The sequence below is a fragment of the Serratia sp. CY47444 genome, from assembly GCF_052168635.1.
Classification (GTDB): Bacteria; Pseudomonadota; Gammaproteobacteria; order Enterobacterales; family Enterobacteriaceae; genus Serratia; species Serratia bockelmannii.
In genome coordinates, this window is the sequence record NZ_JBJNMH010000008.1 from 105183 (window position 1) to 131352 (window position 26170).

The following is a 26170-nucleotide window of genomic DNA, read 5'->3' on the forward strand; positions in this document are numbered from 1 at the left end:
CAATGTGGAAATGGTTACATCAACTGGCGCGGCCTGAACGGCTGTATCACGTCTGCGGCCGCTTTATCCCCTGGCTGGGGCTGGCGGCGGCGGCCTGCCTGCTGCTTGGCTGGGCATGGGGCTTTGGTTTCGCGCCGAAGGATTATCAGCAGGGCGACAGCTTCCGCATCATTTATATTCACGTGCCGGCGGCCATGTGGTCGATGGGCATCTATGCCTCGATGGCGGTGGCGGCGTTTATCGGCCTGGTGTGGCAGATGAAAATGTCCGATACCGTGGTGGCGGCGATGGCGCCGATCGGCGCGGTGTTCACCTTTATCGCGCTGGTGACCGGCTCCGCCTGGGGCAAGCCGATGTGGGGCACCTGGTGGGTGTGGGACGCGCGGCTGACCTCCGAGCTGGTGCTGCTGTTCCTTTATATGGGCGTCATCGCGCTGTATAACGCTTTCGAAGACCGCCGCCTGGCGGGCCGGGCCGCCGGCATTCTGGTGCTGGTGGGCGTGGTGAACATTCCGATCATCCATTTCTCCGTCGAATGGTGGAATACGCTGCATCAGGGCTCGACCAACATGCAGCAATCCATCGCGCCAAGTATGCGCACCCCGCTGCGTTGGGCGATCCTCGGCTACCTGCTGTTGTTCGTTACGTTGACGCTGATGCGTCTGCGCAATTTGATTCTGTTCCAGGAGCGCCAGCGCCCGTGGGTTGCCGGGCTGGTGAATAAGGAGCGTCAGTCATGAATGCCGCATTCGATTCCTGGCCGGCGTTTTTCGCCATGGGCGGTTATGCCTTCTATGTCTGGCTGGCGGTCGCCGTCACGCTGATTTCGCTGTTGGGGCTGGTGGCACATACCGTCTGGCAGCGGCGGCAGTTGCTCGCCGAGATCGGCCGCCGTCAGGCGCGCGAGCGGCGCATTCGCCATGCGCAACAATCAAAACAAAAATCCGCCGCACCGCGGGAGAAATCATTGTGAATCCACGTCGTAAAAGCCGCCTTTATCTGGCGATCGTTGTGCTGATCGGCATTGCGCTGACCGCAACCCTGATGCTGTACGCGCTGCGCTCCAACATCGATCTGTTCTATACCCCGGGTGAAATCCTGCAGGGCAAGGGCGAAAATCATGAGAAGCCCGAGGTCGGCCAGCGGCTGCGTATCGGCGGCATGGTGATGCCCGGCTCGGTGAAACGCGATCCCAATACGCTGCAGGTCAGCTTCAAGATTTACGACGCGCGCGGCGCGATCGGCGTGACCTACACTGGCATTCTGCCGGACCTGTTCCGCGAAGGGCAGGGCGTGGTGGCGCAGGGCGTGCTGGGCGAGGGCAACGTGGTCAATGCGCGCGAAGTGCTGGCCAAGCACGACGAGAAATACACGCCGCCAGAAGTGGCCGACGCGATGAAAGAGAATCACAAAGGGCCGGCGGAAGCGTATAACGCGCCGCAGGCGGAGGGTGCCAAGTCATGATGCCGGAACTGGGCAGTTTTCTGCTGTGCCTGGCGCTGGCGATCGCGCTGTTGCTGAGCATCTACCCGCAGTGGGGCGCGGCGCGGCAGGACAGCCGCATGATGGCGGTGGCCCGGCCGCTGACCTATGGCATGTTCGCGGCGATTGCGCTGGCGTTCCTGTGCCTGGTGCATGCCTTCGTGGTCAACGACTTTACCGTCGCCTACGTGGCCACCAACTCCAATACCCAACTGCCGGTGTATTACCGCATCGCCGCCACCTGGGGGGCGCACGAAGGTTCGCTGCTGCTGTGGGTGCTGCTGCTGAGTTGCTGGTCGCTGGCGGTGGCGTTGTGCAGCCGGGCGATGCCGCAGGACGCGGTGGCGCGGGTGCTGTCGGTGATGGGCATGATCACCGCCGGTTTCCTGCTGTTCATCATCATGACCTCCAACCCGTTCACCCGCACGCTGCCGAACTTCCCGATCGACGGCAGCGATCTCAACCCGCTGCTGCAGGATATCGGCCTGATCTTCCACCCGCCGCTGCTGTACATGGGCTATGTCGGCTTCTCAGTCGCCTTCGCGTTCGCCATCGCCTCGTTGATGGCCGGCCGGCTCGACACCGCCTGGGCGCGCTGGTCACGCCCGTGGACTACCGCCGCCTGGGTGTTCCTCACGCTGGGCATCGTGCTCGGATCGGCCTGGGCCTACTATGAGTTGGGCTGGGGCGGTTGGTGGTTCTGGGATCCGGTGGAGAACGCCTCCTTTATGCCGTGGCTGGCCGGCACCGCGCTGATGCATTCGCTGGCGGTGACCGAGAAACGCGGCACGTTCAAAGCCTGGACGGTGCTGCTGGCGATCACCGCCTTCTCGCTGTGCCTGCTCGGCACCTTCCTGGTGCGCTCCGGCGTGCTGGTCTCGGTGCACTCCTTCGCCTCCGATCCGGCGCGCGGCATGTTTATTCTCGCCTATCTGGTGATCGTCATCGGCGGTTCGCTGCTGCTGTACGCGGTCAAGGGCGGCCAGGTGCGTAGCCGTGTACAGCACGAGACCTTCTCGCGCGAGACCTTCCTGCTGGGCAACAACGTGCTGCTGATCGCCGCCATGCTGGTGGTGCTGTTGGGCACGCTGCTGCCGCTGGTGCACAAACAGCTGGGGCTGGGCAGCATTTCGATCGGCGAGCCGTTCTTCAATACCATGTTCACCTGGCTGATGGCGCCGCTGGCGCTGCTGTTGGGCATTGGGCCGCTGGTGCGCTGGCGCCGCGATGAGCCGCGCAAGCTGTGGCGGCGCCTCGGCGTAGCGCTGCTGGCGACGCTGGTGCTGTCGATTCTGCTGCCGTGGCTGCTGCAGGACAGCATCGCCGGCATGACGGTGGTGGGCCTGATCATGGCACTGTGGGTGATCATCCTGACGCTGATGGAGCTGCATGAGCGCGCCACCCATCGTCACGGTTTCTGGCGCGGCCTGCGACAGCTGTCCCGCAGCCACTGGGGCATGGTGCTCGGCCACCTCGGCGTGGCGGTGACGGTGATCGGCATCGCCTTCAGCCAGAACTACAGCGTGGAGCGTGACGTGCGGATGAAGGCCGGCGACAGCGTGGATATCCACAATTATCATTTCGTGTTCCGCGACGTGCACGACATCCGCGGCCCGAACTACAGCGGCGGCGTCGGTATCATCGACGTGACGCGCAACGGCAAGCCGGAGGCGACGCTGCATGCGGAGAAACGCTACTACAGCGTGGCGCGCAGCATGATGACCGAGGCGGCGATCGACGGCGGGTTCAGCCGCGATCTGTACGCGGCGCTGGGCGAGGAGCTGGAAGACGGCTCCTGGGCGGTGCGCCTGTATTACAAACCCTTCGTGCGCTGGATCTGGTTCGGCGGCGTCTTTATGGCGATCGGCGGCCTGCTGTGCATTCTCGACCCGCGTTATCGCATGAGCAAAAAGCTCAAGCGCGAAGGCAAGCTGGAGGCGCAATCATGAAGCGTAAGCTGCTGTTTATCCCGTTGGTGCTCTTCCTGCTGCTGGTGGCGGCCCTGATGGTGCAACTGACGCGCAACGCCGGCGGCGAAGATCCGACCATGCTGGAGTCGGCGCTGATCGGCAAACCGGTGCCGACCTTCAGGCTGGAATCGCTGGATCAGCCCGGCAAAACCTACGATCAGGCGGTGCTGCGCGACGGCAAGCCGATATTGCTCAACGTCTGGGCCACCTGGTGCCCGACCTGCCGCGCGGAGCACCAGTATCTCAATACGCTGGCGGCGCGCGGCGTGCGGGTGGTCGGCCTGAACTATAAAGACGATCGTGCCAAGGCGGTGACCTGGCTGAATTCCCTCGGCAATCCCTATGCGCTCAGCCTGTACGACGGCGACGGCATGCTGGGGTTGGATCTCGGGGTGTACGGCGCGCCTGAGACCTTCCTTATCGACGGCCAGGGGATCATTCGCTATCGCCACGCCGGCGACATGAACGAGCGCGTCTGGCAGCAGGAAGTGCTGCCGCTGTATAAAAAGTACGGGGGTGAGGCATGAGGCCGATTGTTCTGCTGTGTGCCGCACTGCTGAGCTGGAGCGCCGCCGCGGCGATCGATACCTATCGCTTCAACTCCGTCGAGCAAGAGCAGCAGTATCGCGAGTTGACCGAACAGCTGCGCTGCCCGAAATGTCAAAACAACAGCATTGCCGATTCCAACGCCATCATCGCCGCGGACATGCGCACCAAGGTGTACGAACTGATGATGCAGGGGCAAAACAAGCAGCAGATTATCGATTACATGGTGGCGCGTTATGGCAACTTCGTCACCTACGAGCCGCCGGTAACGCCGGCGACGCTGATCTTGTGGATCGGCCCGCTGCTGTTCGTATTGATCGGCGGGGCGGTGGTGATCCTGCGCACCCGTCGGCGGCCCGATGCAGCGGCGGATGATGCATTCTCCGAACGGGAACGGCAGCGCCTGGCGGCGCTGTTGCAAGAGACTGACAGGAAGAAACCCTAATGGCTTTTTGGCTGATTATTTGTGTGTTGTTGGCCGGCGCCGCCGCGTTGCTGGTGGTGCCGGCGATGCGCCACGGCAAGCAGAGCGCCGCCACGCGCGATGCGTTGAACAAGGCGTTTTATCAGGATCGCCTCAGCGAGCTGGAGCAGGATGAGCAGCAGGGCGTGGTGGCCGAGCGTCCGGAACTGGTCAAAGAGCTGCAACAGAACCTGTTGAACGACATCCCGGCCGAGCAGATAGCGCAGGCGAAGCCGATCAACCGCTGGGCGCTGGTGCCGGGCGTGCTGTTATTGCTGGCGGTGACCGTTGGCTTTTATCTGAAAACCGGCGGGTTGGCGCAGGTGCTGGACTGGCGTCTGGTGCAGGCGCAAATGCCGGAATTGCGCGAGCGCGTCGCCAACGAGCGCGCCAAACCGCTGAGCATGGAAGAGATTGCCCGTCTCGGACTGGGGCTGCGCACCGCGCTGCAGCAGGACGATCGCAATATCAACGACTGGATGATGCTGGGGCGCGTCGGCATGGCGTTGAACAATGCCACTACCGCTACGCACGCCTTTGCTCATGCTTATCAATTGGATCCGAATAGTCTGGAAGTGCGGCTCGGCTATGCCGAGGTCTTGACGCGATCCAACGATCCGGAGGATAACAAGCAGGCGACGCAGCTGTTGCGGCGCATGATCGCGGAAAACCACAGCGATCCGCGGGTGCTCAGCCTGCTGGCGTTCAATGCCTTCGAACAGGGCGATTTCAAGCAGGCGATCGGCGCCTGGCAAGTGATGCTGCAGCTGCTGCCGGCCAACGATCCGCGCGCGGAAGTGATAAAGCGCAGTATTGCACAAGCAAAAGCCCAGGCCGGCGGAGAAACTGTTAAACTGAATGTGACCGTTGCGCTGTCACCGCAGGCGGCGAAAGCCATGCCGCCGCAGGGGACGCTGGTCATTTCGGTCACCGACGGCGTCAGCCCGGTGCCGGTCGCAGTAAAACAATTGCCGTTGAGCCGTTTTCCGCTGTCTTTCTCACTGGATGACAGCAACGCCATGATGCCCGAGCGTCTGCTCTCGGCGCAGCATCAGGTGCAGGTGCGTGTGCGCCTCTCACAGGACGGATTGGCCACGCCGCAACCGGGGGACTGGTTCGGCGAAAGCTCGCTGCAGACATTCAGCGGTAAAGAGCAGGTTAGCGTTCAGATAAACAAGCAGGTCCCTGAAAAATAAGACCGAACGTGTTTTTATGGAGAAAAATATGAACTTTCGCCTGACTGGGGTGGCATTCGCAGCGGCATTACTGGTGGGCTGTGCCAGCGCGCCAGACAATGAGCCGCAAGGGCGTTCTGATCCTCTGGAAGGATTTAACCGGACGATGTTCGACTTCAACTACAACGTCCTGGATCCTTATATCTTGCGTCCGGTCGCGGTGGCCTGGCGTGACTACGTGCCGATGCCGGCGCGTAACGGCATCAGCAACTTCACCTCCAACCTGGAAGAGCCTGCCAGCATGGTCAACGCCTTCCTGAAGGGCGATCCTTACCGCGGGATGATCCACTTCAACCGTTTCTTCCTGAACACCCTGCTCGGGATGGGCGGCCTGATCGATGTGGCCGGCATGGCCAACCCGAAACTGGCGCGCGAAGAGCCGAATCGCTTCGGCAGCACGTTGGGGCATTACGATGTGGGTTACGGCCCGTACGTGATGTTGCCGGGCTATGGCAGCTTTACCCTGCGTGACGAAGGTGGTGACTTTGCGGATACGCTGTATCCGATGCTGAGCTACCTGACCTTCTGGATGTCGGCGGGCAAATGGGTGGTCGAGGGTATCGAAACCCGCGCTCAACTGCTGGATTCCGACGGTCTGCTGCGCAATTCCTCCGATCCTTACATCATGGTGCGCGAAGCTTACTTCCAGCGCCACGATTTCATCGCCAACGGCGGTTCGCTCAAGCCGGAAGAGAACCCGAACGCCAAGGCGATTCAGGGCGAACTGGACGAGATCGACTCGCAGTAATCCCGGGCATTATGCCAATGAAAACCCGCCGTCAGGCGGGTTTTTTTATGCCCGCGCGAGCGACAGGCAAAGAAAAAGCGCCCCAGGGGGCGCTTTGGCATCCATCTCAAGTGAGATTAGAAGCGGTAGTTGAAGTTGGCGCCGTACAGCCAGGCCTTGCCTTCGGAGGTGAAGGTATAAGGACCTTCGTTGATGGTGACTTTCTGGCCGTGCATGTAGGACACGCCGACGTCGACCGAGGCGTCTTTGTTGAACGCATAGGTAGTACCGGCACTCAGCCAGAAACGGTCCTGATCGGGAATGGAGATCGAACGGTTTTGGGCAGGCACCGGGCTGTCATCGAAGGCGATACCGGTACGGAAGGTCCAGTTATCGTCGTAGAAGTAGGTGGTACCCAGCGCGATGCGGTAAGCGTCTTTGAAGCCTTCATGCTTCTGGAACAGGGTCTGGCCGTTGTTGCCGGTGGCTTTCAGCTCCTGGAACTGGCTCCAACTGGTGTAGGCCAGGCTGTAGTGGATGGCCCACTGCGGCGCCACTTTGTTATAGCCGGACAGTTCCCACATTTCCGGCAGGTGCAGGCTCAGAGAACCCGGAATGGTGGTGCCGTTGGTGCCCCACGGAAGACCTTGAGAGGCCAGCAACGGGTTGAAGGCTGAAGGCAGGCTGCTCTTGTAATCGCCGTCGAAGTCGATTTTCACTTCTGAGCGATAGGTGAAGCCGTAACGGTTGTTTTCATCCACTTCGTAGAGAATACCGGCGTTCCAGCCGAAGCCCCATTCGTCGCCTTTCAGATGAGAAATTTGGGTATCTGCCGGGATCTGCGAAACCGGGCCGGCCAACTGTGGCGGCAATTTGCCTGAACCGGCGATCAATTTTGGCAGATCGCCGGCGTAACGCTCGAGTTTAGCCTTGGCGTAGACGGCGTCAAAACCCAGACCGAAGCTGAAGTTTTTGTTCAGGCGATAAGCGCCGCTCAGGTTCAGGTTCAGGGTTTCCAGATCGGTTTTGCCGCCCATGGAACCCGCCGCGTAACCGTCGTTATATTCGGTCGCCAAACCGAAGTTGCTGGTGACCGAGCCGCCTACGGCGAATTGATCGTTAATTGGGTGAACATAATGCAGGTTCGGCACCCAGGCTGTCGGTGCGATGTTTTTCGCATCCAGGCTGGCGCCGGAAGGAGATCGGCCACTGATATCGACGTCCGGATCGATGAAGACTGCGCCGAAAGAAAGTTCCGGGCGGGTATACATCATCAGCAATGCCGGGTTGCGGCTTGCGGAGGCCGCCGTATCCGCCATGGCGCCTTCGCCAGAATACGAACGTCCTAAACCAGCTGATGAGAACTCATTCAGCTGGAATCCTGCGGCAGACACGTTTGAAGAAATAATTGCCACTGCAGCTGCGAGAGCTGATTTAGTCAATAGGTTTTTCTGGCTCATGACCAAAACCTCATTATGTGTTTATTATTTAAACTATTGTTACACGAAGTAACAAGGAGCGCGGGATTGTAGGGTCCGTTATCGTTCAGACAAATCAGACCAGTGGCTGAAGTATAGGTCTGACCTGTGAAAATGTTGCAAGTTTGTTTTTGAAATATTTCCAACCTGATATCAAAAAAGAGATCTGCTTAACAAAAAGCCAGCGGTAAATAACAAAATTCTTACCATTCCTTAGCAGACGCTCATTTTTATTTGTGATTTCCATCACTTAAAACACCCAGTAAAAGTAAGTGCTAGTGATTGCCGGCGTGGAAGCGTAAAATACCCGCAGAATTTTGTGGCTTTGTGCCGGTGAGTGAAACGGCAATTTGGGCTGATAACAGAGGCCCTTGAGGAGAACCAATCATGTCAGATGCAATTAATAAATGCAGCGCCCAGGAAACCGCCGCGTGTTGCTGCGTGGATGTCGGCACCGTGATGGATAACACCGATTGCACCGCGTCCTACAGCCAGGTGTTCAGTAATCAACAAGATGCGGAAGCGATGCTGGCCGCCCTGAGCGAAAAGGCGCGCGCGGTCGAATCCGATCCTTGTGACATCAGCAGTAGCATTAAACCGGTTGACGGTGGCGTGCAGTTGGAGGCCGATTTCACCTTCGCCTGCCAGGCGGAAACCCTGATCTTCCAGCTCGGCCTGCGTTAATCCCCGCTTTACCCCCGGCGCCGCCTGCTGCGCGCCGGGGATTTCCTTCCCCGTGCCGCCCCGATAGAAAGTGCGCCTGCTCGCAGTTTTGATCTCTGCCGGTTTGCCAAATGTAACCGTTTGGTTAACAATGACCTCATCAGGTCAGACCTCTTTCTGCCCATTGCGCTGACGTTATTTTCTTCAGGAGCATTTATGAGTAAGGCACTGCCGTTGGTGACCCGTCATGGTGACCGCATTGCGATTGTGAATGGACTGCGTACCCCCTTTGCCAAACAGGCAACTGCCTATCACGGCATTCCGGCGGTGGATTTAGGGAAAACGGCGGTGAGCGAGCTGTTGGCGCGTAGCGGCATCGATCCGCAGCTGATCGAACAGTTGGTGTTCGGCCAGGTGGTGCAAATGCCCGAGGCGCCGAACATCGCGCGTGAAATCGTGCTCGGTACCGGTATGAGCGTTCATACCGACGCTTACAGCGTGTCGCGTGCCTGCGCCACCAGCTTCCAGGCGATCGCCAACGTGGCGGAGAGCATCATGGCCGGCAGCATCAGCGTCGGTATCGCCGGCGGGGCGGACTCTTCTTCCGTCTTGCCGATCGGCGTCAGCAAGGCGTTGGCGCGCACGCTGGTGGACGTCAACAAGGCGCGCACGCTGTCGCAGCGTCTCAAACTGTTCAGCCGGCTGAAATTCCGCGATCTGATGCCGGTGCCGCCGGCGGTGGCGGAGTATTCCACCGGTCTGCGCATGGGCGATACCGCTGAGCAAATGGCGAAAAGCCACGGCATCACCCGCGAAGCGCAGGATGCGCTGGCGCACCGTTCCCATGAACTGGCGGCCAGGGCCTGGCGTGAGGGGTGGCTGCGCGATGAGGTGATGACGGCCTACGTGCCGCCTTACCGCGCGCAGCTTTCTGAAGACAACAATATCCGCAAAGACTCCAGCCTGGCTTCCTACGCCAAGCTGAAACCGGCGTTCGATCGCAAACACGGCAGCGTCACTGCGGCCAACAGCACGCCGTTGACCGACGGCGCGGCGGCGGTACTGATGATGAGCGAATCGCGCGCCAAAGAGCTGGGGCTGCAGCCGCTCGGCTATCTACGCAGTTTCGCCTTCGCCGCCATCGACGTGTGGGAAGACATGCTGCTGGGGCCTTCCTACGCTACGCCGCTGGCGCTGGATCGCGCCGGCATCGGTCTGGCCGATCTGACGCTCATCGACATGCATGAAGCCTTCGCTGCGCAAACGCTGGCCAACCTGAAGATGTTTGCCAGCGAAGCGTTCGCCCGCGAGAAGCTTGGCCGCAGCCAGGCGATCGGTGAGGTGGACATGGACAAATTCAACGTCTTGGGTGGTTCCATCGCCTATGGCCACCCATTCGCCGCCACCGGCGCGCGCATGATCACCCAGACGTTGCGCGAGCTGAAACGCCGCGGCGGCGGGCTGGGCCTGACCACCGCCTGCGCCGCCGGCGGGTTAGGGGCCGCGATGATCGTGGAGGTGGAATGATGAGTGCCGAAAACGCATTGCACGAACAGCGGGCCAAACCGTCGGCCTTTCAGCTGACGATTCGCCCCGACAACATCGGCGTGATCACCATCGACGTGCCGGGCGATAAGGTCAATACGCTCAAGGCCGAGTTCGTCGAACAGGTGAACGACGTGCTGATCCGGGCGCAGCAGCATACCGCGCTGGAAGGATTGGTGATCGTTTCCGGCAAGCCGGACTCGTTTATCGCCGGCGCCGACATCACCATGATTGCCGCCTGCACCAGCGTCAAAGAGGCGGAAACGCTGGCCAAGAAAGGGCAGAGCACGCTAGCGCAGATCGCCGCCTTCCCGGTGCCGGTGGTGGCCGCCATTCATGGCGCCTGCCTGGGCGGCGGCCTGGAATTGGCGCTGGCCTGCCACGGCCGCGTCTGTTCGTTGGATGACAAAACCGCGCTCGGTCTGCCGGAAGTGCAGCTGGGCCTGCTGCCGGGCTCCGGCGGCACTCAGCGCCTGCCGCGCTTGGTTGGCGCCGCCAAGGCGCTGGACATGATCCTGACCGGCAAGCACATTCGCGCCCGCCAGGCGCTGCGCATGGGGCTGGTGGACGACGCCGTGCCGCAGTCGATCCTGTTGCAGACCGCCATCGAGCGGGTGAAACAGGGCTGGAAGCATCAGCGCGAGCTGCCGTGGCAGGATCGCCTGCTCAATGGCCCGCTGGGCAGAAATCTGCTGTTCAGCATTGTGCGCAAAAAAACGTTGGCGAAAACCCACGGCAACTACCCGGCGGCGGAACGCATCATTCAGGTAGTGCGCACCGGGCTGGATCACGGCAGCGCCAGCGGCTATGAAGCCGAAGCGCGCGCCTTTGGCGAACTGGCGATGACGCCGCAGTCGGCGGCGCTGCGCAGTCTGTTCTTCGCCTCCACTGCGCTGAAAAAAGAGCGGGGCGGCAATGCCAAGCCGCATGTCCTGCATCGCGTCGGCATTCTCGGCGGCGGCCTGATGGGCGGCGGCATCGCCTGCGTCACCGCCACGCGCGGCGGTTTGCCGGTTCGTATCAAAGACATTAATGAAACCGGCATCAATCACGCGCTGAAATACAGCTGGGACGTGCTTGGCAAACGGGTACGCAGCAAGCGCATGCGCCCGGCGGAACGGCAAAAACAGATGATGCTGATCTCCGGCTCTACCGATTACACCGGCTTTGAGCAGGTGGATATCGTGGTCGAGGCGGTGTTTGAGGATCTGGCGCTGAAGCAGAAGATGGTGGCCGAGGTCGAAGCGAACTGTGCGCCGCATACCGTGTTTGCCTCCAATACTTCCTCGTTGCCTATCGGCCACATCGCCGAAAAAGCCCAGCGGCCGCAGCAGGTGATCGGTCTGCACTACTTTAGCCCGGTGGACAAAATGCCGCTGGTGGAAGTGATCCCGCACGCCGGCACCAGCGAAGAGACTATCGCGACCACCGTGGCGCTGGCGCACAAGCAGGGCAAGACCGCTATCGTGGTGGGCGACAGCGCGGGTTTTTATGTCAACCGCATCCTGGCGCCGTACATCAACGAAGCGGCCCGTTGCCTGCTGGAAGGCGAGCCGATGGAGTCGCTGGACAAGGCGCTGGTGGACTTCGGTTTCCCGGTCGGCCCGATCACCCTGTTGGACGAAGTGGGCATCGACGTCGGCACCAAGATCATTCCGGTGCTGGTCGAGGCGCTGGGGCCGCGCTTCGCCGCGCCGGCTGCGTTCGATGCGGTGCTGAAGGACGGGCGTAAAGGGCGCAAGAACGGCCGCGGCTTCTATCTTTACCCGAGCGAAGGGCAGCAGCGGCAGCGGCGTAAACGTGCGGATACCTCATTGTATACGTTGCTCGGCGTCACGCCGAAGGCGCACATGCTGCCGGCGACCGTCGCCCAGCGCTGCGTGATGATGATGCTGAACGAAGCGGCGCGCTGCCTGGATGAAGGCGTGATCCGCAGCGCGCGCGACGGCGACATCGGCGCGGTGTTCGGCATCGGCTTCCCGCCGTTCCTCGGCGGCCCGTTCCGCTATATGGACGAGCTCGGCGCCGAAAAAGTGGTGAAAACGTTGGAATACCTGCGCCAGCAGCACGGCGAGCACTTCGCGCCGTGCGAACGCTTGCAGCGCATGGCGCAGCAGGGCGAGCGTTTTTACCCGCTGGGGAGCTGAACGCAGGGCGGCCCGATTTGCACTATAGTTGCAACAGGGCCGCGTTGTGATCGCCATCACTCCTTGTAACAGCGTCAGCCGGTGAGGCTGTACAGCAAGGCGTAGGCAGCGGTAAGTTAGCTTGACCGTCATCAATAAATTTCATGGCGGTAAGGTTAAAATTTAACCCGTTGAATTGATTGTTCTGTGAGCAATCGAGGTTTGCCAGGGGAAGGTTGCTGTAAAAAACAGCATTTTCTTTAGGCAAACTTTCAGGCAAAATGCCCGGCCGCCATAAAGAGACGGCGCGTTATCGTTTTAAAGCTTTGGCTTTGGGTTGTAAAACTCGGCGGTACAGCACGCACGGCGTTTCTGTATAGCGTTACTTTGTCAACAACAGCGGTGCAATATGCAAGTTTTGATTATGCGTCACGGAGAGGCGGCGCTCGAGGCAGCCAGCGATGCGGTAAGGCCCCTTACCCTGTGCGGCCGCGACGAGTCCCGTCAGATGGCGGCCTGGTTGAACACCAAGTCTGTGGATATTGAACGCGTGCTGGTCAGCCCCTATCTGCGGGCCGAACAGACGCTGGCGACGGTGCGTGAAGCCTTGACGCTGCCGGAGGGCGAAGAAGTGCTGCCCGAGCTGACGCCGGGCGGCAACGCCGAACAGGTCGGCAGCTATCTGCAGGCGCTGGCGATGCAAGGGGTGAGCTCGGTGCTGATCGTGTCGCACCTGCCGCTGGTGGGCTACCTGGTGGCTGAACTGTGCCCGGGCGAGTGCCCGCCGATGTTCGCGACCTCGGCGATCGCTAACGTCGATCTGCCGGCGGACGGCAGCTACGGCAAATTTGAATGGCAGGTCAGCCCGTCGCAGGTGATGGCCAAAGTGTGAGCCGCGGATGCGGTGCGGAATAAACTCAGGGCGATGTCTGACATCGCCCTGAGTCGTTTCTGCGGGGGGCTATTCTGCCAGCTCCACCAACAGCAGGACGGCGGCGTTGCCGCCCCATTCCTTCGGCGCCTGATGGAACGCCAGCACGTCGGGATGCTGCGCAAGCCACAGCGGCGTTTGCTGTTTGAGAATGTGTTTGCCGTGCCCGTGCATCACGCAGGCGCAGTGCACGTGCTCGCGTTTGCAGGCGGCGATCAACGCCCCCAGCTCCTGCTTGGCCTGCAGCTGGGTCAGGCCGTGCAAATCGAGAAACAGCTCCGGCGAATAATCGCCGCGTCGCAGCTTCTTCAGCTCATACGGGCTGCTGCCGGGGCGCACGTAGCGCGTCGGGCCTTCCTCTTCCAGCTGCGGCTGATATTCATCTGAAAAATAATAGCTGGCATCGACCTGCTCCTGCAGCAGCCGCTGCGGCGCAACCTGTTTGACCTTGAGCTTCGGCGGGCGGTGGACGATGGTGTCCTGGCGCAGCTTTTTTGCGCCCGCCACCGACTCTCTGAAGAGCTGTTGTTCGTCTTTGCTCAGAGGGGGCTTGTTCTTCATGCTTCATTCACCGGAAATCGTTTATTTCGCTAGTTTACCTTGTGAATGAGCGCTGTCGACGCAAAACTCGGGCCAGAGTGAAAAGCGCGAGGGGCGCGCGTGATTTGTCGCGGGCTTCATGGCAAACTATGCGGCTAAATCATGAAACACAGCGCCTGCCGGAGGGCAAATTGGACAAAATTTTCGTCGACGAAGCAGTGAACGAACTGCACACCATTCAAGATATGCTGCGCTGGACGGTAAGCCGCTTCAACGCCGCCAATATCTATTATGGTCACGGAACCGACAATCCGTGGGACGAAGCGGTGCAATTGGTGCTGCCAAGCCTGTTCCTGCCGTTGGACATTCCGGAGGACATGCACACCGCCCGTCTGACCTCCAGCGAGCGCCATCGCATCGTTGAGCGCGTGATCCGCCGCGTCAACGAACGCATCCCGGTCGCTTACCTGACCAACAAGGCCTGGTTCTGCGGCATGGAATTCTACGTCGACGAACGCGTGTTGGTGCCGCGCTCGCCGATCGGTGAGCTGATCAACGATCGTTTCAGCGCGCTGATCCCGCACCCGCCACGCCATATTCTCGACATGTGCACCGGCAGCGGCTGCATCGCCATCGCCTGTGGCTACGCTTTCCCGGAAGCGGAAGTGGACGCGGTGGACATCTCCAGCGAAGTGCTGGCGGTGACCGAGCGCAATATTCAGGCGCACGGCGTCGAACATCAGGTGATCCCGATCCGTTCCGATCTGTTCCGCGACGTTCCCGCGATCCAGTACGATCTGATCGTCACCAACCCGCCGTACGTCGATGCGGAAGACATGTCCGATCTGCCGCAGGAGTTCCGCTTTGAGCCGGAACTGGGCCTGGCGGCGGGCAGCGACGGCCTGAAGCTGGTGCGCCGCATCCTGGCCTGCGCGCCGGACTACCTGACCGACGACGGCGTGCTGATTTGTGAAGTGGGCAACAGCATGGTACATCTGATGGAACAATATCCGGACATCCCGTTCACCTGGCTGGAATTCGAAAACGGCGGCGACGGCGTGTTCATGCTGACCAAACAGCAGCTGGTGGATTGCAAGGATCACTTCAGCCTCTATCGCAGCTAAACCGCATTTCCAGGGCCCGCATGGCGGGCCTCATAACGATAAAAGACTAACGGTAAGGAGCCGTGATGGCAGGAAACAGTATTGGGCAGATTTTCCGCGTCACCACCTTCGGTGAATCTCACGGGGTGGCGCTGGGTTGTATCGTCGATGGCGTACCGCCCGGCATTCCGCTCACCGAAGCCGATTTGCAACACGATCTGGATCGTCGTCGTCCGGGCACCTCGCGTTACACCACCCAGCGTCGCGAACCGGATCAGGTGCGCATTCTCTCCGGCGTATTCGAAGGCGTGACCACCGGTACCAGCATCGGTCTGATCATTGAAAACACCGATCAGCGCTCGCAAGACTACAGCGCCATCAAAGACGTGTTCCGTCCGGGGCATGCCGACTACACCTACGAACAGAAATACGGTCTGCGCGACTATCGCGGCGGTGGCCGCTCTTCGGCGCGCGAAACCGCCATGCGCGTTGCGGCGGGCGCCATCGCCAAGAAATACCTGCAGCAGAAGTTCGGCGTGCAGGTGCGCGGCTATCTGGCGCAGATCGGCGACGTGACCTGCGAGCTGAAAGACTGGGATCAGGTCGAACAGAACCCGTTCTTCTGCCCGGATCCGGACAAGCTGGAAGCGCTGGACGAACTGATGCGCGCGCTGAAAAAAGAGGGCGACTCCATCGGCGCCAAGGTCAGCGTGATTGCGGAGAACGTGCCGGTTGGCCTGGGCGAGCCGGTGTTTGATCGCCTCGACGCCGATCTGGCGCACGCGCTGATGAGCATCAACGCGGTGAAAGGCGTGGAGATCGGTGACGGATTTGCTGTCGTGACCAAACGCGGCAGCGAAAACCGCGATGAAATCACCCCGGAAGGCTTCCAGAGCAACCATGCCGGCGGCATTCTCGGCGGCATCAGCAGCGGCCAACCGGTGATCGCGCATCTGGCGCTGAAGCCGACCTCCAGCATCATGGTACCGGGCCGCACCATCAATCGCCAGGGCGAAGCGGTGGAAATGGTGACCCGCGGTCGCCACGATCCGTGCGTGGGCATCCGCGCCGTGCCGATCGCCGAAGCGATGATGGCAATCGTGTTGATGGATCACCTGCTGCGCCAGCGTGCGCAAAACGGTGATGTGGTTTCCGACGTACCTCGCTGGTAATCGCCATGAAAAACTGGATGTTGGGCCTGGTGGCCCTGACGGCCTCCGCTTCCGCCATGGCGCTGACGCCGTGGCAGAAAATCGACCATCCGGTGGCCGGCGCGCCGCAGGCGGTGGGCGGTTTCGCCAACGGCTGCGTCATCGGCGCGCAGCCGTTGCCGCTGAATTCACCGGACTACCAGGTGATGCGTACCGACCAGCGCCGCTATTTCGGCCATCCGGATCTGCTGGCGTTCATACAGCGCCTCAGCAGCCAAGCGAACCAGAAAGCGCTGGGCACGGTGCTGATCGGCGACATGGCGATGCCGGCCGGTGGGCGCTTCAGCAGCGGCCACGCCAGCCACCAGTCGGGGCTCGACGTTGACATCTGGCTGCAGTTGCCGCGCCAACGCTGGAGCGCGCAGCAATTGCTCAAACCGCAGCCGATCGACCTGGTGTCAGGGGATGGCAAGCAGGTGGTGGCGAGCCAATGGCAGCCGCAAATTGAGTCGCTGATCAAACTGGCGGCGCAGGACGCGGACGTGACGCGCATCTTCGTCAACCCGGCGATCAAGCAGCGTCTGTGCCTGGACGCCGGCGCCGATCGCGCCTGGCTGCACAAGGTGCGGCCGTGGTTCGGCCACCGTGCGCACATGCACGTGCGTCTGCGTTGTCCGGCCGGCAGCCTGGAGTGCCAGGAGCAGGATACGCCGCCGCCGGGCGACGGCTGCGGCGCCGAACTGGCGAGCTGGTTCGTGCCGCATCAGCCGAACGCGAAGCCGGGCAAACCCGTGCCGCCGCCGTTACCGCCGACCTGTCAGGCATTGCTGGATCACCATTTCTCAGCGGAATAACACATGGACTGGTTCGTCATTGGCCCCGAGATGCTCGGGGTGTTGTTTGCGGTAGCGCTGCTGGCGGGGTTTATCGACTCCATCGCCGGCGGCGGCGGGTTGCTGACGGTGCCGGCCCTGCTGGCGGTGGGGGTTCCTCCGGCGCAGGCGCTGGCGACCAATAAGTTGCAGTCGGTCGGCGGCTCCTTCTCCGCCAGTCTGTACTTCATTCGTCGGCGAGCGGTGAATCTCAACGACCAGAAGCTGACGATTTTTCTGACGCTGATCGGCTCGATCGCCGGCGCCATTTTGGTGCAGCATATGCGCGCCGATTTGCTGCGGCAGATGTTGCCGCTGCTGGTGATCGGCATCGGTCTCTATTTCTTGTTGATGCCGCGACTGGGTGAGGAAGATCGTCAACGCCGTCTCGGGGCCTTGCCGTTCGGGCTGGTGGCCGGCGGTTGCGTCGGGTTTTACGACGGTTTCTTCGGCCCCGGCGCCGGGTCATTCTACGCGCTGGCCTACGTGACGCTGTGCGGTTTCAACCTCGCCAAGTCCACGGCGCACGCCAAGGTGCTGAACTTTACCTCCAACGTCGGCGGGCTGGCGCTGTTCATCATCGGCGGCAAGGTGGTGTGGAGCATTGGTCTGGTGATGTTGGTGGGGCAGGTGCTGGGGGCGCGTTTGGGCGCGCACATGGTGCTGACCCGCGGCCAGAAATTGATTCGGCCGATGATCGTGATCGTCTCGCTGGTGATGAGCCTCAAGCTGCTGTACGACAATCACGGCGCGGAAATTCAGCAGTGGTTGACCGCCTTGGTGCACGGTTAAAGATGAAGAGGGGGCGTTGCTTACGCGCCCTGTCTTATCGGGTATAATGGCCTCTTTATTTTTGTGGTTATAGAGTTTTTATGTCAGACATGCAGACCCGCCATCACTATGAGCAGTTGATCGAGATCTTCAATCGGTGCTTCAGCGATGACTACAACACCCGCCTGGTGAAGGGCGACGACGAACCTATCTACCTGCCGGCCGACGACGAATTGCCGTATCACCGCATCGTGTTCGCCCACGGCTTCTACGCCAGCGGCCTGCATGAAATCTCGCACTGGTGCATCGCCGGTGAAGCGCGCCGCCAACTGGTGGACTTCGGTTACTGGTATTGCCCGGACGGGCGCGACGCGCAAACCCAGAGTGAATTCGAAGCGGTGGAGATCAAACCGCAGGCGCTGGAATGGATGTTCTGCGTGGCGGCCGGTTTCCCGTTCAACGTCAGCTGCGACAACCTGAACGGCGACTGCGAACCGGATCGCATCGCGTTCCAGCGCAAGGTGCGTGCCCGGGTATTGATGCTGCTGGAGCAGGGAATACCCACACGGCCTGCACGCTTTATTCAGGCGTTGCAATCGTTCTACAATACGCCACCGTTGGCGGCCGAGCATTTTCCGTATCCGGAAGATCTCAACTGACGCCACAGCCCGTTATTTAATGAGGAAATTTGATGATCGCAGAATTTGAAGCGCGCATTTTGGCGCTGATTGATGACATGGTAGAGCACGCCAGCGATGATGAACTGTTTGCCGGTGGCTACCTGCGCGGTCATCTGACGCTGGCGGTGGCCGAAGCGGAAGAGCAGGGCGAGCATACTGCCGAAGCGCTGAAAGCGCGGGTGGAAGAGAGCCTGCACAAGGCGATCGCCGCTGGGGAACTCTCGCCGCCGGATCAGATTTTGGTGCGCGGCATGTGGGAAAACCTCTATCAGGCTGCCACCCCAGCCGCCTGACCGCCATGCCGGGGCGCGTCGCCGCGCCCCTCATCCATGAATTAAACCGCACGTCCTTTCAGTAACTTTCGCACCCACATTCGATTCGGATTCAACGCCGCCAGCAGGCGCGCGTCGCCCGGTAACGGTTCACCGAACAGCTGCGCCGCCAGAATTTCCGCCGCCAGCGGCGCCGAACACAGCCCGCGCGATCCCAACCCACCGATAGCGAACAGGCCGGGATAGACCGGCGCATCGGCGACGGTTTCGCCGCGCTGGTTCTGCCGCTGCAAATCCTGATACTGCGTCAACGTGGCCTGATAGTCCGGCAGCGCGCCGACCATCGGTAAATGATCGCGGGTGGCGCTGCGCACGCCGCAGCGCGCCTGATGAGCGCTGACGTCCACCTGCTGCGGCCAGGCCTGCTCCGGCAGGCAGCGCAGCAGGCGTTCACGGTTTTCCTGTTGCTCCTGCTCGCGGTAGTCGGTGGTGATGTCGCCGCGCTGGTAGCTGGCGCCAATGCAGTGGTGGCCGTTGTTGGCATTAACCGGCGTCAGGTAGCCGTCGTAACACAAGACCTGTTTCAATTGACCGAGGGCCGGCGAGCTTGGGATATGCGACACCTGTCCGCGTACCGAATACAGCGGCAGGGCTTCCGTCGGCGCCAGTTCGGCCAGCCGATGGCCATTGGCCAGGATCACCGTCGCATGGCTGCGGCTTTCGCCGTGGGCGAAGTCGATGCGCCAGCCGTTTTCTTCCTGCGTCAGCCTCTGTGCATCGTGCCGGTAGTGGCAGACCAAGCCCTGGCGCTGCGCCAGCGCGAGAGCGCCGCGCGTCAGCTCGGCCGGACAGAGCCAACCGCCTTGGGGGTAGGTGATGCCGCCGAAGCCGGTATCGACGCCGCACAGTCCGCTGAGCGTCTCGCGGTCGGCCGCCATCGCCAAGGCCTGCGGCCAGTCGGTTTTCAGCATATTGGCGATCTTAGCGCCGCTCTTGTCGTCATAGGCCAACTGGCTGACGCCGCACCACTGATGATCAAAGGCGACGCCTTGTTGCAACAGCGCGTCGTACTGGCGGCGGGCGAAGGGAAACGCGGCGCTGAAGAAGCTCTCCAGCGCGTCGCCGCTGCCGTTCAGCAACGGATAAATCGCCCCCTGGCGATTGCCGGATGCCCCCTCCGCCGCCTGCTCATCGGCGCAGTACAGCGTGACGGTGGCACCGCGCCGCAGCAAGGCCAGCGCGGTGAGCGCGCTGGCGACGCCGCCGCCGATCAGGGCGATGTCGGCGGTGTTGTCCGCCGCCGGGCGCCGATACCAGGGCGCCGGATGTGCGGCGGGCTGCGCATCGGCCGGGAGCTCGCCGGCGAGCATCTCACGCTTTTGGCCGAAGCCTTTGCAGCGGTTGACCTGAAAACCGGCCTGTTGCAAGCCACGGCGCACAAAGCCGGCGGCGGTAAAGGTGGCGAAGCTGCCTCCCGGCCGGGCGAAACGCGCCATGGCGGCGAACAGTTGCTCGGTCCACATGTCGGGATTTTTTGCCGGCGCGAAACCGTCGAGGAACCAGGCATCCACCTGGTTATTCATGCTGGCGTCAAACTGCGGCAGCAGGTCGTTGACGTCGCCGAACCACAGATCGAGCGTAATGCGGCCTTCGGCCAGCAACAGACGATGGCAGCCCGGTAGCGGCAGAGGCCATTGGGCGCGCAGCTCGTCGGCATAAGGCGCCAGCTCCGGCCAGCGCGCATGCGCCGCCGCCAGGTCAGCCTGCTGCAGGGGGAATTTTTCGAAGCTGATAAAGTGCAGGCGTTGCAGCGCGGCGTCCGGCTCGGCCTGGCGGAAGCCGGCGAAGGCCTGCCACAGCGTGAGGAAATTGAGCCCGGTGCCGAACCCGGTTTCCGCCACCACCAACAACGGACGCGGGTGGGTGGCGAAACGTTGCGGCATCCGATTGCCGTGCAGGAAGACGTAGCGGGTTTCTTCCAGCCCATCCTGATTGGAAAAATAGACGTCATCAAACTGTTTCGAAACAGGTGTACCCTGTTCGTTCCAGGTTAGCGTTGCGGTTTGGATGGGGGCGTGGTTCACGGTCAATGGCTCGAAATTCAAGGGATGCCGCGAATTCTAACGGCGCTGGCGCCCCGGCGCAAACTGGACAACAATAAAGCTGAAAAACGCTGATCGGACTTGTTCGGCTTACATCTGTACGCTAAAGTGCGATGCAAAATCCCGTAGGTAAATAGTGGAAGAGGTATTGAATGAAACGTGCAGTGATTACTGGCCTGGGAGTTGTCTCCAGCATTGGTAATAACCAGCAGGAGGTCCTGGCAAGCCTGCAGGAAGGACGTTCTGGGATCACTTTCTCCCAGGAGCTGAAAGATTCCGGCATGCGTAGTCACGTATGGGGGCAAGTTAAGCTCGACACGACCGGCCTGATCGACCGCAAGGCAGTGCGTTTCATGAGCGATGCTTCCATTTATGCCTTCCTGGCGATGCAAGAAGCGATCGCGTCTTCCGGCCTGAAGGAAGAAGAGTATCAAAACAACCCGCGCGTAGGCCTGATTGCCGGTTCCGGCGGCGGTTCTCCGCGCTTCCAGGTGTTCGGCGCCGATGCGATGCGCAGCCCGCGCGGCCTGAAAGCGGTTGGCCCGTACGTGGTGACCAAAGCCATGGCTTCCGGCGTTTCCGCCTGCCTGGCAACGCCGTTCAAAATCCACGGCGTGAACTACTCCATCAGCTCCGCTTGCGCGACATCCGCGCACTGCATCGGCAACGCGGTTGAGCAAATTCAGTTGGGCAAACAGGACATCGTGTTCGCCGGCGGCGGTGAAGAGCTGTGCTGGGAAATGGCCTGCGAGTTCGACGCGATGGGCGCGCTGTCCACTAAGTACAACGACACGCCGGAAAAAGCCTCCCGCACCTACGACGCCGATCGTGACGGTTTCGTCATCGCCGGCGGCGGCGGCATGGTGGTGGTTGAAGAACTGGAGCACGCGCTGGCGCGCGGTGCGCACATCTACGCAGAAATCGTTGGCTACGGCGCGACTTCCGACGGTGCCGACATGGTTGCCCCTTCGGGCGAAGGCGCAGTGCGCTGCATGAAGATGGCGATGCAGGATCTGGATGCGCCGATCGACTACATCAACGTGCACGGCACCTCTACGCCGGTAGGCGACGTGAAAGAGCTGGGCGCTATTCGTGAAGTGTTCGGTGACAATACCCCGGCCATCTCCTCCACCAAGGCGATGACCGGTCACTCGCTGGGCGCCGCGGGCGTGCAGGAAGCGATTTACAGCCTGCTGATGCTGGAGCACGGCTTTATCGCGCCGAGCATTAACATCGAAACCCTGGATGAGCAGGCGGCCGGCATGAACATCGTGACCCAGCCGACTCAGCGCGAGCTGACCACCGTGATGTCCAACAGCTTCGGTTTCGGCGGCACCAACGCCACCCTGGTGATGCGCAAACTGGCGAAATAATTCCGCCGGCGCGTCACTTCGCTATCAAGCCCGCGTTTTCGCGGGCTTTTTACTGCCCAAAGCCCGCCGGGCGAGCGCTCGGAGTTTTCCCAAATCACATCCCCTGACACATCATTACCTCGCCATTACACGCGTTGGGCATACAATAGCCAGGTAGCGTGATTATCGCTCGGCGTAGCTTTCTAAAGTGATCGAACATTGAGGCAAGAAGTATGAAAAAGTTAATTGCGGTTGGGTTACTGTCGGCCGTGTTGGCCGGATGCGCCACCGATTCTCCCTGCGTGCCGGTCTACGATGACCAGGGGCGTCTGGTGCACACCAACACCTGTATGAAGGGCACCACTCAGGATAACTGGGAAACCGCGGGCGCGATCGCCGGCGGCGCGGCGGCGGTTGCCGGTCTGACCCTCGGTATCATCGCGCTGACCAAGTGATCGGCGCGGAACAGGAATAAGCCCGGCCATTGCGCGCCGGGCTTTTTTATCTCACTGCACCAAAAACGCTTTGAATTGCGGCGTCATCACGGCGCTGAAACCGTCGTCGGTTTTGCTGATCAGGTAGACCGCCAGCCCTTTCTCTTCTGCGAGCTGCAACGCTTTCTCCGGGCCCAGCACCATCAAGCCGGTATCCCAGCCGTCGGCCTCGAGCGCAGTGGGGGCGATCACCGTGGCGGAAACCAGCCGGTGGTTGATCGGCCTGCCGGTGGTCGGATCGATGACATGGGAGTAGCGCTGGCCGTTTTGTTCAAAGTAGTTGCGGTAGCTGCCGGCGGTGCTGATGCCGTAACCGTGCAGATCCACCAGCGCCTGCACCGCATTTTCACGATCGGTCGGCTTTTGGATCGCTACCCGCCAGGGTTTGCCCTGGCCGTTGACGCCGCGTGAAGAGACCGCGCCACCGACCGATACCAGGTAGTTGGTAATGCCGTGACGGTTCATCAGGCGCACCAACTCATCCGCGCCATAGCCTTCGCCCAGCGTCGAGAGATCGACATACATGCCCGGCAGATCTTTTTGCAGCCACTCCCCGCGACTGTCGCTGATCAGCTTCAGGTGCTGCAGGCCGGTGCGCTGCTTCTCCGCGTCGATCTGCGCCTGTTCCGGCACCTTGACCGGATGCTTGTCTGGGCCGAATCCCCACAGGTTTACCAGCGGGCCGACGGTGATGTCCATGGCGCCGCCGGTATCACGGCCGATGCGCTGGGCCATCAACACGATGTCCGCCATGCCGCGCGGGATAGGCTGCGGTTCGAGGCTGGCGCTGTGGTTAAACCGCGACAGTACCGAATCGGCGCGGTAGGTGGAGATATCGTCGTTGGCCCGTTCGAGCACCGCGTCGATCTGCCGCTGCAGTTCTTGCTTGCCGATCGCGACGTTACCGCTGACTTTAACGCTGTAGAAGGTGCCCATGGTCTTGCCGTCGATATCGATTTGCGGGCGGGAGGACGCATCGTCGCAGGCGGCGAGCAGGGCGCATAAGGCGCTGAGCAACGCCCCTTTGGCGAACAGGGAAGCCATAACATGTCCTTTGAAAACGAGAAAGCCGCTACAAATAAAGTAAAGCGCGGCAAATGGAAAGCGGATAAAGGTAAAATAGCATTTTGCTGGCGTTGCGGCTGTGCCTGAGCTAACGTCTCGCTCATGCTTTTCGCTGAGGTTTCAAGCTGCCACCATGAGTGCAACCGCCATTTCCCGGCTTATCCATCCCTTTGTCAAAGACCGTTTCCTGCATGTATTGCTGCTGGCCGGCGTGGCGATGTTCGTCTTTCATCCGCAGCCATTGGCGATGTTGGGCGGCTTTATCGACGGCCGCACTCTCATTACCTTGCTGGGGCTGATGCTGCTGACCAAAGGCGTTGAGGTCAGCGGCTACTTCGACTTCGTTGGCCGCAAGATTATCAACCGGTTGCACAGCGAACGACGGCTGGCGCTGTTTCTGGTGTTTTCCGCCGCGCTGCTGTCGTCGTTTCTGACCAACGACGTGGCGCTGTTTATCGTCATTCCGCTCACCATCACGCTGAAAAAGCTGTCGGCGCTGCCGGTTGGCCGCTTGATCATCTTCCAGGCGCTGGCGGTGAACGCCGGTTCGTTGCTGACGCCGATCGGCAACCCGCAAAATATCCTGCTGTGGAGCCGCTCCGGCCTCTCTTTCCTCGGTTTCATCGGCCAGATGGCGCCGTTTGGCGCCGCAATGATGTTGAGCCTGCTGGCGCTGACCTGGTTCAGCTTCCCGGCGCGCGACATCGTGAAAACGCCGAATACCGAGGGCTACCCCTATCAGCGGCCGCTGTTGCTGAGCTGTGTAGGGCTGTATACGATTTTCCTGCTGTGCCTGGATATCGGTCTGCCGCTGTATGGGCTGCTGGTGGTGTTCGCCGGCTTTTTGTTGCTGGCGCGCCGGGTACTGCTGCAGATCGACTGGAGCCTGATTTTCGTGTTCGCCGCCATGTTTATCGATGTTGGCCTGTTTACCCGCCTGCCGCCGCTTCAGCCGGCGTTTGCCGCCATCGCCGGGCTGAGCGACGGCGGGGTGTACGCGCTGGGCGTCGGGCTGTCGCAGGTCGTCAGCAATGTGCCGGCCACCATTTTGCTGCTCAACTATGTGCCCTCCAGCGCACAGCTGGCCTATGCGGTTAACGCCGGTGGCTTCGGGTTGGCCATCGGATCGCTCGCCAACCTGATTGCGCTGCGCATGGCGGGGGAGCGCAAGATCTGGTTGCGCTTCCACTATTACTCGCTGCCGCTGCTGGCGTGGGCCGCGCTGGTCGGCTGGCTGTTGAGTTAACTCTGATTACCGCTCTGCCGGGCGGCCAACAGGCAAATGCTGCGGGTCACCTGGTAGGATTTCACGAAGGCGCTGACGGGTAAAAACTCGAAGCGCGAGTGGAAGTTATGCGCGCCGGTGAAGTAATTGGGCGTCAGGATACCGCGGCTGGAGAGCGCCGCACCGTCGGTGCCGCCGCGCATTGGGATCACCTTCGGCGGGATGCCGTGGGCGGCAAGGGCGCCGAAGATCAGATCGATAGCGCGTCGATCTTCGCCGATGGCATTGCTGATGTTGCTGTAGATGTCGCTGACGTTGCAGCTAACGTTGGCGCGCGGATAGTTGGCCGCCACCTGGCGCACCGTCTCCTCAAGGCGGGCCTTGCGCGCCTCGAACGCCGCGCGATCGAAGTCGCGAATCGACACCTTCAGCGTCGCCTGATTGGCGTTGGCGGCCAGATCGGTGAACCAGAAATAGCCCTCGCGCCCTTCGGTGTGCTCCGGGGTATCCAGTACATCGAATCGGTTAATGATGTCGTTGGCGATGCGTATCGGGTTGATTAATACGTTTTTCGCCGACATCGGGTGGGCGGTCACTCCCTCGATGCGGATCTCCGCCGCTGCCGCGTTGAAATTCTCGTACACCACCTCACCCAGTTCGCAGCAGTCGATGGTGTAGGCGAAATCGACGGGGAAACGCTGCAGATCCAGCGCCTTGGCGCCGCGCAGGCCGATTTCTTCGTCCGGTACGAACGCCACCACGATATCGCCGTGGCGATCGGCCGCGGTCAGGTTGGCCAGCAGCGTCATCACCACGGTGACCGCCGCCTTATTGTCGGCGCCCAGCACGCTGGTGCCGTCGCTGAACAGGATCTCTTCGTTCCGGTAGGGCAGGATCTCCGGATGCTCGGCGGTACGCAGCCAGATGTCCTGCTCGGCGTTCAGGCATAAATCCTCGCCGGTGAAGCGCAGGCGCTGCGGATGAATCTCGGGCGACAGGCCGACGTCCACGGTGTCGATATGCGTGATGAAGCCGATGCGCGGCGCGCCGGGTTGGGTGCCGGGCTTGCGGGCGGTCACGGTGGCGTGCTCGTCGATCTGCACCTCGGCCAGGCCGAGCCGGCGCAGCTCGTCCGCCAACAGTTGCGCCATCTCATGCTGCCCCGGCGTGCTGGGCAGGGCGGTTGCGGCGGCGTCGCTCTGGCTGGTCACCGCCAGATAGCGGAAGAAACGTTCGGTAAGCTGTTCGGCAATAGGGCTGGTCATCGGAACTCCTCGCGGTTGGCAATCTACCGGTTTTAAAACGAAATCAGCCGATTGTCCAACGGCGCAATGCGTAAACCGCCAGAATGCGAAGCATCGCGCAGAAACGAAAAAT

Annotated in this window: 26 protein-coding genes; 21 read left to right on the forward strand and 5 right to left on the reverse strand. The window is 61.3% G+C overall.

Annotated elements, in window-relative coordinates; all coding sequences use genetic code 11:
- Positions 1-2: 2 nt before the first annotated feature.
- The 8 genes from ACJ8IL_RS12900 to mlaA are packed head-to-tail and all read left to right on the forward strand — an operon-like array spanning position 3 to position 6444.
- Positions 3-740, forward strand: a complete 738-nt coding sequence (locus tag ACJ8IL_RS12900) for a heme ABC transporter permease (protein WP_004936270.1) — start codon at positions 3-5, stop codon at positions 738-740.
- Complete coding sequence (gene ccmD, locus ACJ8IL_RS12905; RefSeq protein WP_025303729.1) at positions 737-973, forward strand: heme exporter protein CcmD; 237 nt, start codon at positions 737-739, stop codon at positions 971-973. The genes ACJ8IL_RS12900 and ccmD overlap by 4 nt, the downstream gene beginning before the upstream one ends.
- Positions 970-1464: a cytochrome c maturation protein CcmE gene (gene ccmE / locus ACJ8IL_RS12910; RefSeq protein WP_004936264.1), complete on the forward strand. Its 495-nt coding sequence runs from the start codon at positions 970-972 to the stop codon at positions 1462-1464. The genes ccmD and ccmE overlap by 4 nt, the downstream gene beginning before the upstream one ends.
- Complete coding sequence (locus tag ACJ8IL_RS12915) at positions 1461-3431, forward strand: heme lyase CcmF/NrfE family subunit (RefSeq protein WP_025303728.1); 1971 nt, start codon at positions 1461-1463, stop codon at positions 3429-3431. The genes ccmE and ACJ8IL_RS12915 overlap by 4 nt, the downstream gene beginning before the upstream one ends.
- Positions 3428-3979: a DsbE family thiol:disulfide interchange protein gene (locus ACJ8IL_RS12920; protein WP_015378623.1), complete on the forward strand. Its 552-nt coding sequence runs from the start codon at positions 3428-3430 to the stop codon at positions 3977-3979. The genes ACJ8IL_RS12915 and ACJ8IL_RS12920 overlap by 4 nt, the downstream gene beginning before the upstream one ends.
- Positions 3976-4443: a cytochrome c-type biogenesis protein gene (locus ACJ8IL_RS12925; RefSeq protein WP_404758383.1), complete on the forward strand. Its 468-nt coding sequence runs from the start codon at positions 3976-3978 to the stop codon at positions 4441-4443. The genes ACJ8IL_RS12920 and ACJ8IL_RS12925 overlap by 4 nt, the downstream gene beginning before the upstream one ends.
- On the forward strand, positions 4443-5657 hold the full coding sequence (ccmI, locus tag ACJ8IL_RS12930; RefSeq protein ID WP_435967781.1) for a c-type cytochrome biogenesis protein CcmI: 1215 nt from the start codon (positions 4443-4445) through the stop codon (positions 5655-5657). The genes ACJ8IL_RS12925 and ccmI overlap by 1 nt, the downstream gene beginning before the upstream one ends.
- A gap of 28 nt (positions 5658-5685) precedes the next feature.
- Positions 5686-6444: a phospholipid-binding lipoprotein MlaA gene (mlaA, locus tag ACJ8IL_RS12935; protein WP_025303725.1), complete on the forward strand. Its 759-nt coding sequence runs from the start codon at positions 5686-5688 to the stop codon at positions 6442-6444.
- Between the two features lie 116 nt (positions 6445-6560).
- Here mlaA and fadL read toward each other — a convergent pair whose 3' ends face one another.
- Positions 6561-7883, reverse strand: coding sequence for a long-chain fatty acid transporter FadL (fadL, locus tag ACJ8IL_RS12940; protein WP_004936243.1), 1323 nt, complete (start codon positions 7881-7883; stop codon positions 6561-6563).
- 405 nt (positions 7884-8288) lie between these two features.
- Here fadL and ACJ8IL_RS12945 point away from each other — a divergent pair, with 405 nt between their 5' ends.
- The 4 genes from ACJ8IL_RS12945 to sixA all read left to right on the forward strand — a co-directional run bounded on the left by ACJ8IL_RS12945 (position 8289) and on the right by sixA (position 13127).
- Positions 8289-8585 carry a YfcZ/YiiS family protein gene (locus tag ACJ8IL_RS12945; RefSeq protein WP_072145088.1) on the forward strand — a complete coding sequence of 99 codons (297 nt, stop codon included), beginning with the start codon at positions 8289-8291 and terminating at the stop codon, positions 8583-8585.
- Positions 8586-8780: 195 nt separating this feature from the next.
- A complete protein-coding gene (fadI, locus tag ACJ8IL_RS12950) occupies positions 8781-10091 on the forward strand; it encodes an acetyl-CoA C-acyltransferase FadI (protein ID WP_025303722.1) in 1311 nt (436 codons plus the stop codon).
- Positions 10091-12256: a fatty acid oxidation complex subunit alpha FadJ gene (gene fadJ, locus ACJ8IL_RS12955; RefSeq protein ID WP_197811643.1), complete on the forward strand. Its 2166-nt coding sequence runs from the start codon at positions 10091-10093 to the stop codon at positions 12254-12256. The genes fadI and fadJ overlap by 1 nt, the downstream gene beginning before the upstream one ends.
- 388 nt (positions 12257-12644) lie before the next feature.
- Entirely contained in the window at positions 12645-13127 is a 483-nt protein-coding gene (sixA, locus tag ACJ8IL_RS12960; RefSeq protein WP_004936230.1) for a phosphohistidine phosphatase SixA, read from the forward strand.
- A 69-nt stretch (positions 13128-13196) separates the two neighbouring features.
- Here sixA and smrB read toward each other — a convergent pair whose 3' ends face one another.
- A complete protein-coding gene (gene smrB, locus ACJ8IL_RS12965; RefSeq protein ID WP_025303720.1) occupies positions 13197-13727 on the reverse strand; it encodes an endonuclease SmrB in 531 nt (176 codons plus the stop codon).
- A 170-nt stretch (positions 13728-13897) separates the two neighbouring features.
- On the opposite strand from smrB, the gene prmB reads away from it, so the two are divergent.
- The 6 genes from prmB to ACJ8IL_RS12995 all read left to right on the forward strand — a co-directional run bounded on the left by prmB (position 13898) and on the right by ACJ8IL_RS12995 (position 18576).
- Positions 13898-14830 carry a 50S ribosomal protein L3 N(5)-glutamine methyltransferase gene (gene prmB / locus ACJ8IL_RS12970; RefSeq protein WP_025160157.1) on the forward strand — a complete coding sequence of 311 codons (933 nt, stop codon included), beginning with the start codon at positions 13898-13900 and terminating at the stop codon, positions 14828-14830.
- A gap of 65 nt (positions 14831-14895) precedes the next feature.
- A complete protein-coding gene (gene aroC, locus ACJ8IL_RS12975) occupies positions 14896-15981 on the forward strand; it encodes a chorismate synthase (protein ID WP_004936219.1) in 1086 nt (361 codons plus the stop codon).
- Between the two features lie 5 nt (positions 15982-15986).
- Complete coding sequence (gene mepA / locus ACJ8IL_RS12980; RefSeq protein ID WP_043140182.1) at positions 15987-16814, forward strand: penicillin-insensitive murein endopeptidase; 828 nt, start codon at positions 15987-15989, stop codon at positions 16812-16814.
- 3 nt (positions 16815-16817) lie between these two features.
- On the forward strand, positions 16818-17624 hold the full coding sequence (locus ACJ8IL_RS12985) for a sulfite exporter TauE/SafE family protein (RefSeq protein ID WP_025303718.1): 807 nt from the start codon (positions 16818-16820) through the stop codon (positions 17622-17624).
- An 80-nt stretch (positions 17625-17704) separates the two neighbouring features.
- Positions 17705-18262: an elongation factor P hydroxylase gene (locus ACJ8IL_RS12990; protein ID WP_043140178.1), complete on the forward strand. Its 558-nt coding sequence runs from the start codon at positions 17705-17707 to the stop codon at positions 18260-18262.
- Positions 18263-18294: 32 nt separating this feature from the next.
- Positions 18295-18576 (forward strand): YfcL family protein, encoded by a 282-nt coding sequence (locus tag ACJ8IL_RS12995; RefSeq protein ID WP_016926855.1) that lies wholly within the window; start codon positions 18295-18297, stop codon positions 18574-18576.
- Between the two features lie 41 nt (positions 18577-18617).
- On the opposite strand, the gene mnmC is transcribed toward ACJ8IL_RS12995, so the two are convergent.
- Entirely contained in the window at positions 18618-20639 is a 2022-nt protein-coding gene (gene mnmC / locus ACJ8IL_RS13000) for a bifunctional tRNA (5-methylaminomethyl-2-thiouridine)(34)-methyltransferase MnmD/FAD-dependent 5-carboxymethylaminomethyl-2-thiouridine(34) oxidoreductase MnmC (RefSeq protein ID WP_442516579.1), read from the reverse strand.
- 170 nt (positions 20640-20809) lie between these two features.
- Here mnmC and fabB point away from each other — a divergent pair, with 170 nt between their 5' ends.
- A complete protein-coding gene (fabB, locus tag ACJ8IL_RS13005; RefSeq protein WP_016926857.1) occupies positions 20810-22030 on the forward strand; it encodes a beta-ketoacyl-ACP synthase I in 1221 nt (406 codons plus the stop codon).
- Positions 22031-22242: 212 nt separating this feature from the next.
- On the forward strand, positions 22243-22464 hold the full coding sequence (locus ACJ8IL_RS13010; RefSeq protein ID WP_004936201.1) for a hypothetical protein: 222 nt from the start codon (positions 22243-22245) through the stop codon (positions 22462-22464).
- Between the two features lie 51 nt (positions 22465-22515).
- Here the strand turns inward: ACJ8IL_RS13010 and apbE are convergent, their stop codons facing one another.
- The gene (gene apbE, locus ACJ8IL_RS13015; RefSeq protein ID WP_414105048.1) at positions 22516-23547 is read right to left on the reverse strand and encodes an FAD:protein FMN transferase ApbE; all 1032 of its coding nucleotides are present in this window, start codon (positions 23545-23547) and stop codon (positions 22516-22518) included.
- Between the two features lie 154 nt (positions 23548-23701).
- On the opposite strand from apbE, the gene ACJ8IL_RS13020 reads away from it, so the two are divergent.
- Positions 23702-24814: an SLC13 family permease gene (locus ACJ8IL_RS13020; protein ID WP_442516580.1), complete on the forward strand. Its 1113-nt coding sequence runs from the start codon at positions 23702-23704 to the stop codon at positions 24812-24814.
- Here the strand turns inward: ACJ8IL_RS13020 and pepT are convergent.
- Positions 24811-26058, reverse strand: a complete 1248-nt coding sequence (pepT, locus tag ACJ8IL_RS13025; RefSeq protein ID WP_442516581.1) for a peptidase T — start codon at positions 26056-26058, stop codon at positions 24811-24813. The two genes, ACJ8IL_RS13020 and pepT, sit on opposite strands and share 4 nt — an antisense overlap.
- Positions 26059-26170 lie beyond the last annotated feature (112 nt).

Bases quoted from the DNA above. Each gene is read 5' to 3' on its own strand.
- ACJ8IL_RS12900 (WP_004936270.1), top strand. From the start codon at position 3: ATGTGGAAATGGTTACATCAACTGGCGCGGCCTGAACGGCTGTATCAC.
- ccmD (WP_025303729.1), top strand. From the start codon at position 737: ATGAATGCCGCATTCGATTCCTGGCCGGCGTTTTTCGCCATGGGCGGT.
- ACJ8IL_RS12915 (WP_025303728.1), top strand. From the start codon at position 1,461: ATGATGCCGGAACTGGGCAGTTTTCTGCTGTGCCTGGCGCTGGCGATC.
- ACJ8IL_RS12920 (WP_015378623.1), top strand. From the start codon at position 3,428: ATGAAGCGTAAGCTGCTGTTTATCCCGTTGGTGCTCTTCCTGCTGCTG.
- ACJ8IL_RS12925 (WP_404758383.1), top strand. From the start codon at position 3,976: ATGAGGCCGATTGTTCTGCTGTGTGCCGCACTGCTGAGCTGGAGCGCC.
- ccmI (WP_435967781.1), top strand. From the start codon at position 4,443: ATGGCTTTTTGGCTGATTATTTGTGTGTTGTTGGCCGGCGCCGCCGCG.
- mlaA (WP_025303725.1), top strand. From the start codon at position 5,686: ATGAACTTTCGCCTGACTGGGGTGGCATTCGCAGCGGCATTACTGGTG.
- fadL (WP_004936243.1), bottom strand. From the start codon at position 7,883: ATGAGCCAGAAAAACCTATTGACTAAATCAGCTCTCGCAGCTGCAGTG.
- ACJ8IL_RS12945 (WP_072145088.1), top strand. From the start codon at position 8,289: ATGTCAGATGCAATTAATAAATGCAGCGCCCAGGAAACCGCCGCGTGT.
- fadI (WP_025303722.1), top strand. From the start codon at position 8,781: ATGAGTAAGGCACTGCCGTTGGTGACCCGTCATGGTGACCGCATTGCG.
- fadJ (WP_197811643.1), top strand. From the start codon at position 10,091: ATGAGTGCCGAAAACGCATTGCACGAACAGCGGGCCAAACCGTCGGCC.
- sixA (WP_004936230.1), top strand. From the start codon at position 12,645: ATGCAAGTTTTGATTATGCGTCACGGAGAGGCGGCGCTCGAGGCAGCC.
- smrB (WP_025303720.1), bottom strand. From the start codon at position 13,727: ATGAAGAACAAGCCCCCTCTGAGCAAAGACGAACAACAGCTCTTCAGA.
- aroC (WP_004936219.1), top strand. From the start codon at position 14,896: ATGGCAGGAAACAGTATTGGGCAGATTTTCCGCGTCACCACCTTCGGT.
- mepA (WP_043140182.1), top strand. From the start codon at position 15,987: ATGAAAAACTGGATGTTGGGCCTGGTGGCCCTGACGGCCTCCGCTTCC.
- ACJ8IL_RS12985 (WP_025303718.1), top strand. From the start codon at position 16,818: ATGGACTGGTTCGTCATTGGCCCCGAGATGCTCGGGGTGTTGTTTGCG.
- ACJ8IL_RS12990 (WP_043140178.1), top strand. From the start codon at position 17,705: ATGTCAGACATGCAGACCCGCCATCACTATGAGCAGTTGATCGAGATC.
- ACJ8IL_RS12995 (WP_016926855.1), top strand. From the start codon at position 18,295: ATGATCGCAGAATTTGAAGCGCGCATTTTGGCGCTGATTGATGACATG.
- fabB (WP_016926857.1), top strand. From the start codon at position 20,810: ATGAAACGTGCAGTGATTACTGGCCTGGGAGTTGTCTCCAGCATTGGT.
- ACJ8IL_RS13010 (WP_004936201.1), top strand. From the start codon at position 22,243: ATGAAAAAGTTAATTGCGGTTGGGTTACTGTCGGCCGTGTTGGCCGGA.
- apbE (WP_414105048.1), bottom strand. From the start codon at position 23,547: ATGGCTTCCCTGTTCGCCAAAGGGGCGTTGCTCAGCGCCTTATGCGCC.
- ACJ8IL_RS13020 (WP_442516580.1), top strand. From the start codon at position 23,702: ATGAGTGCAACCGCCATTTCCCGGCTTATCCATCCCTTTGTCAAAGAC.
- pepT (WP_442516581.1), bottom strand. From the start codon at position 26,058: ATGACCAGCCCTATTGCCGAACAGCTTACCGAACGTTTCTTCCGCTAT.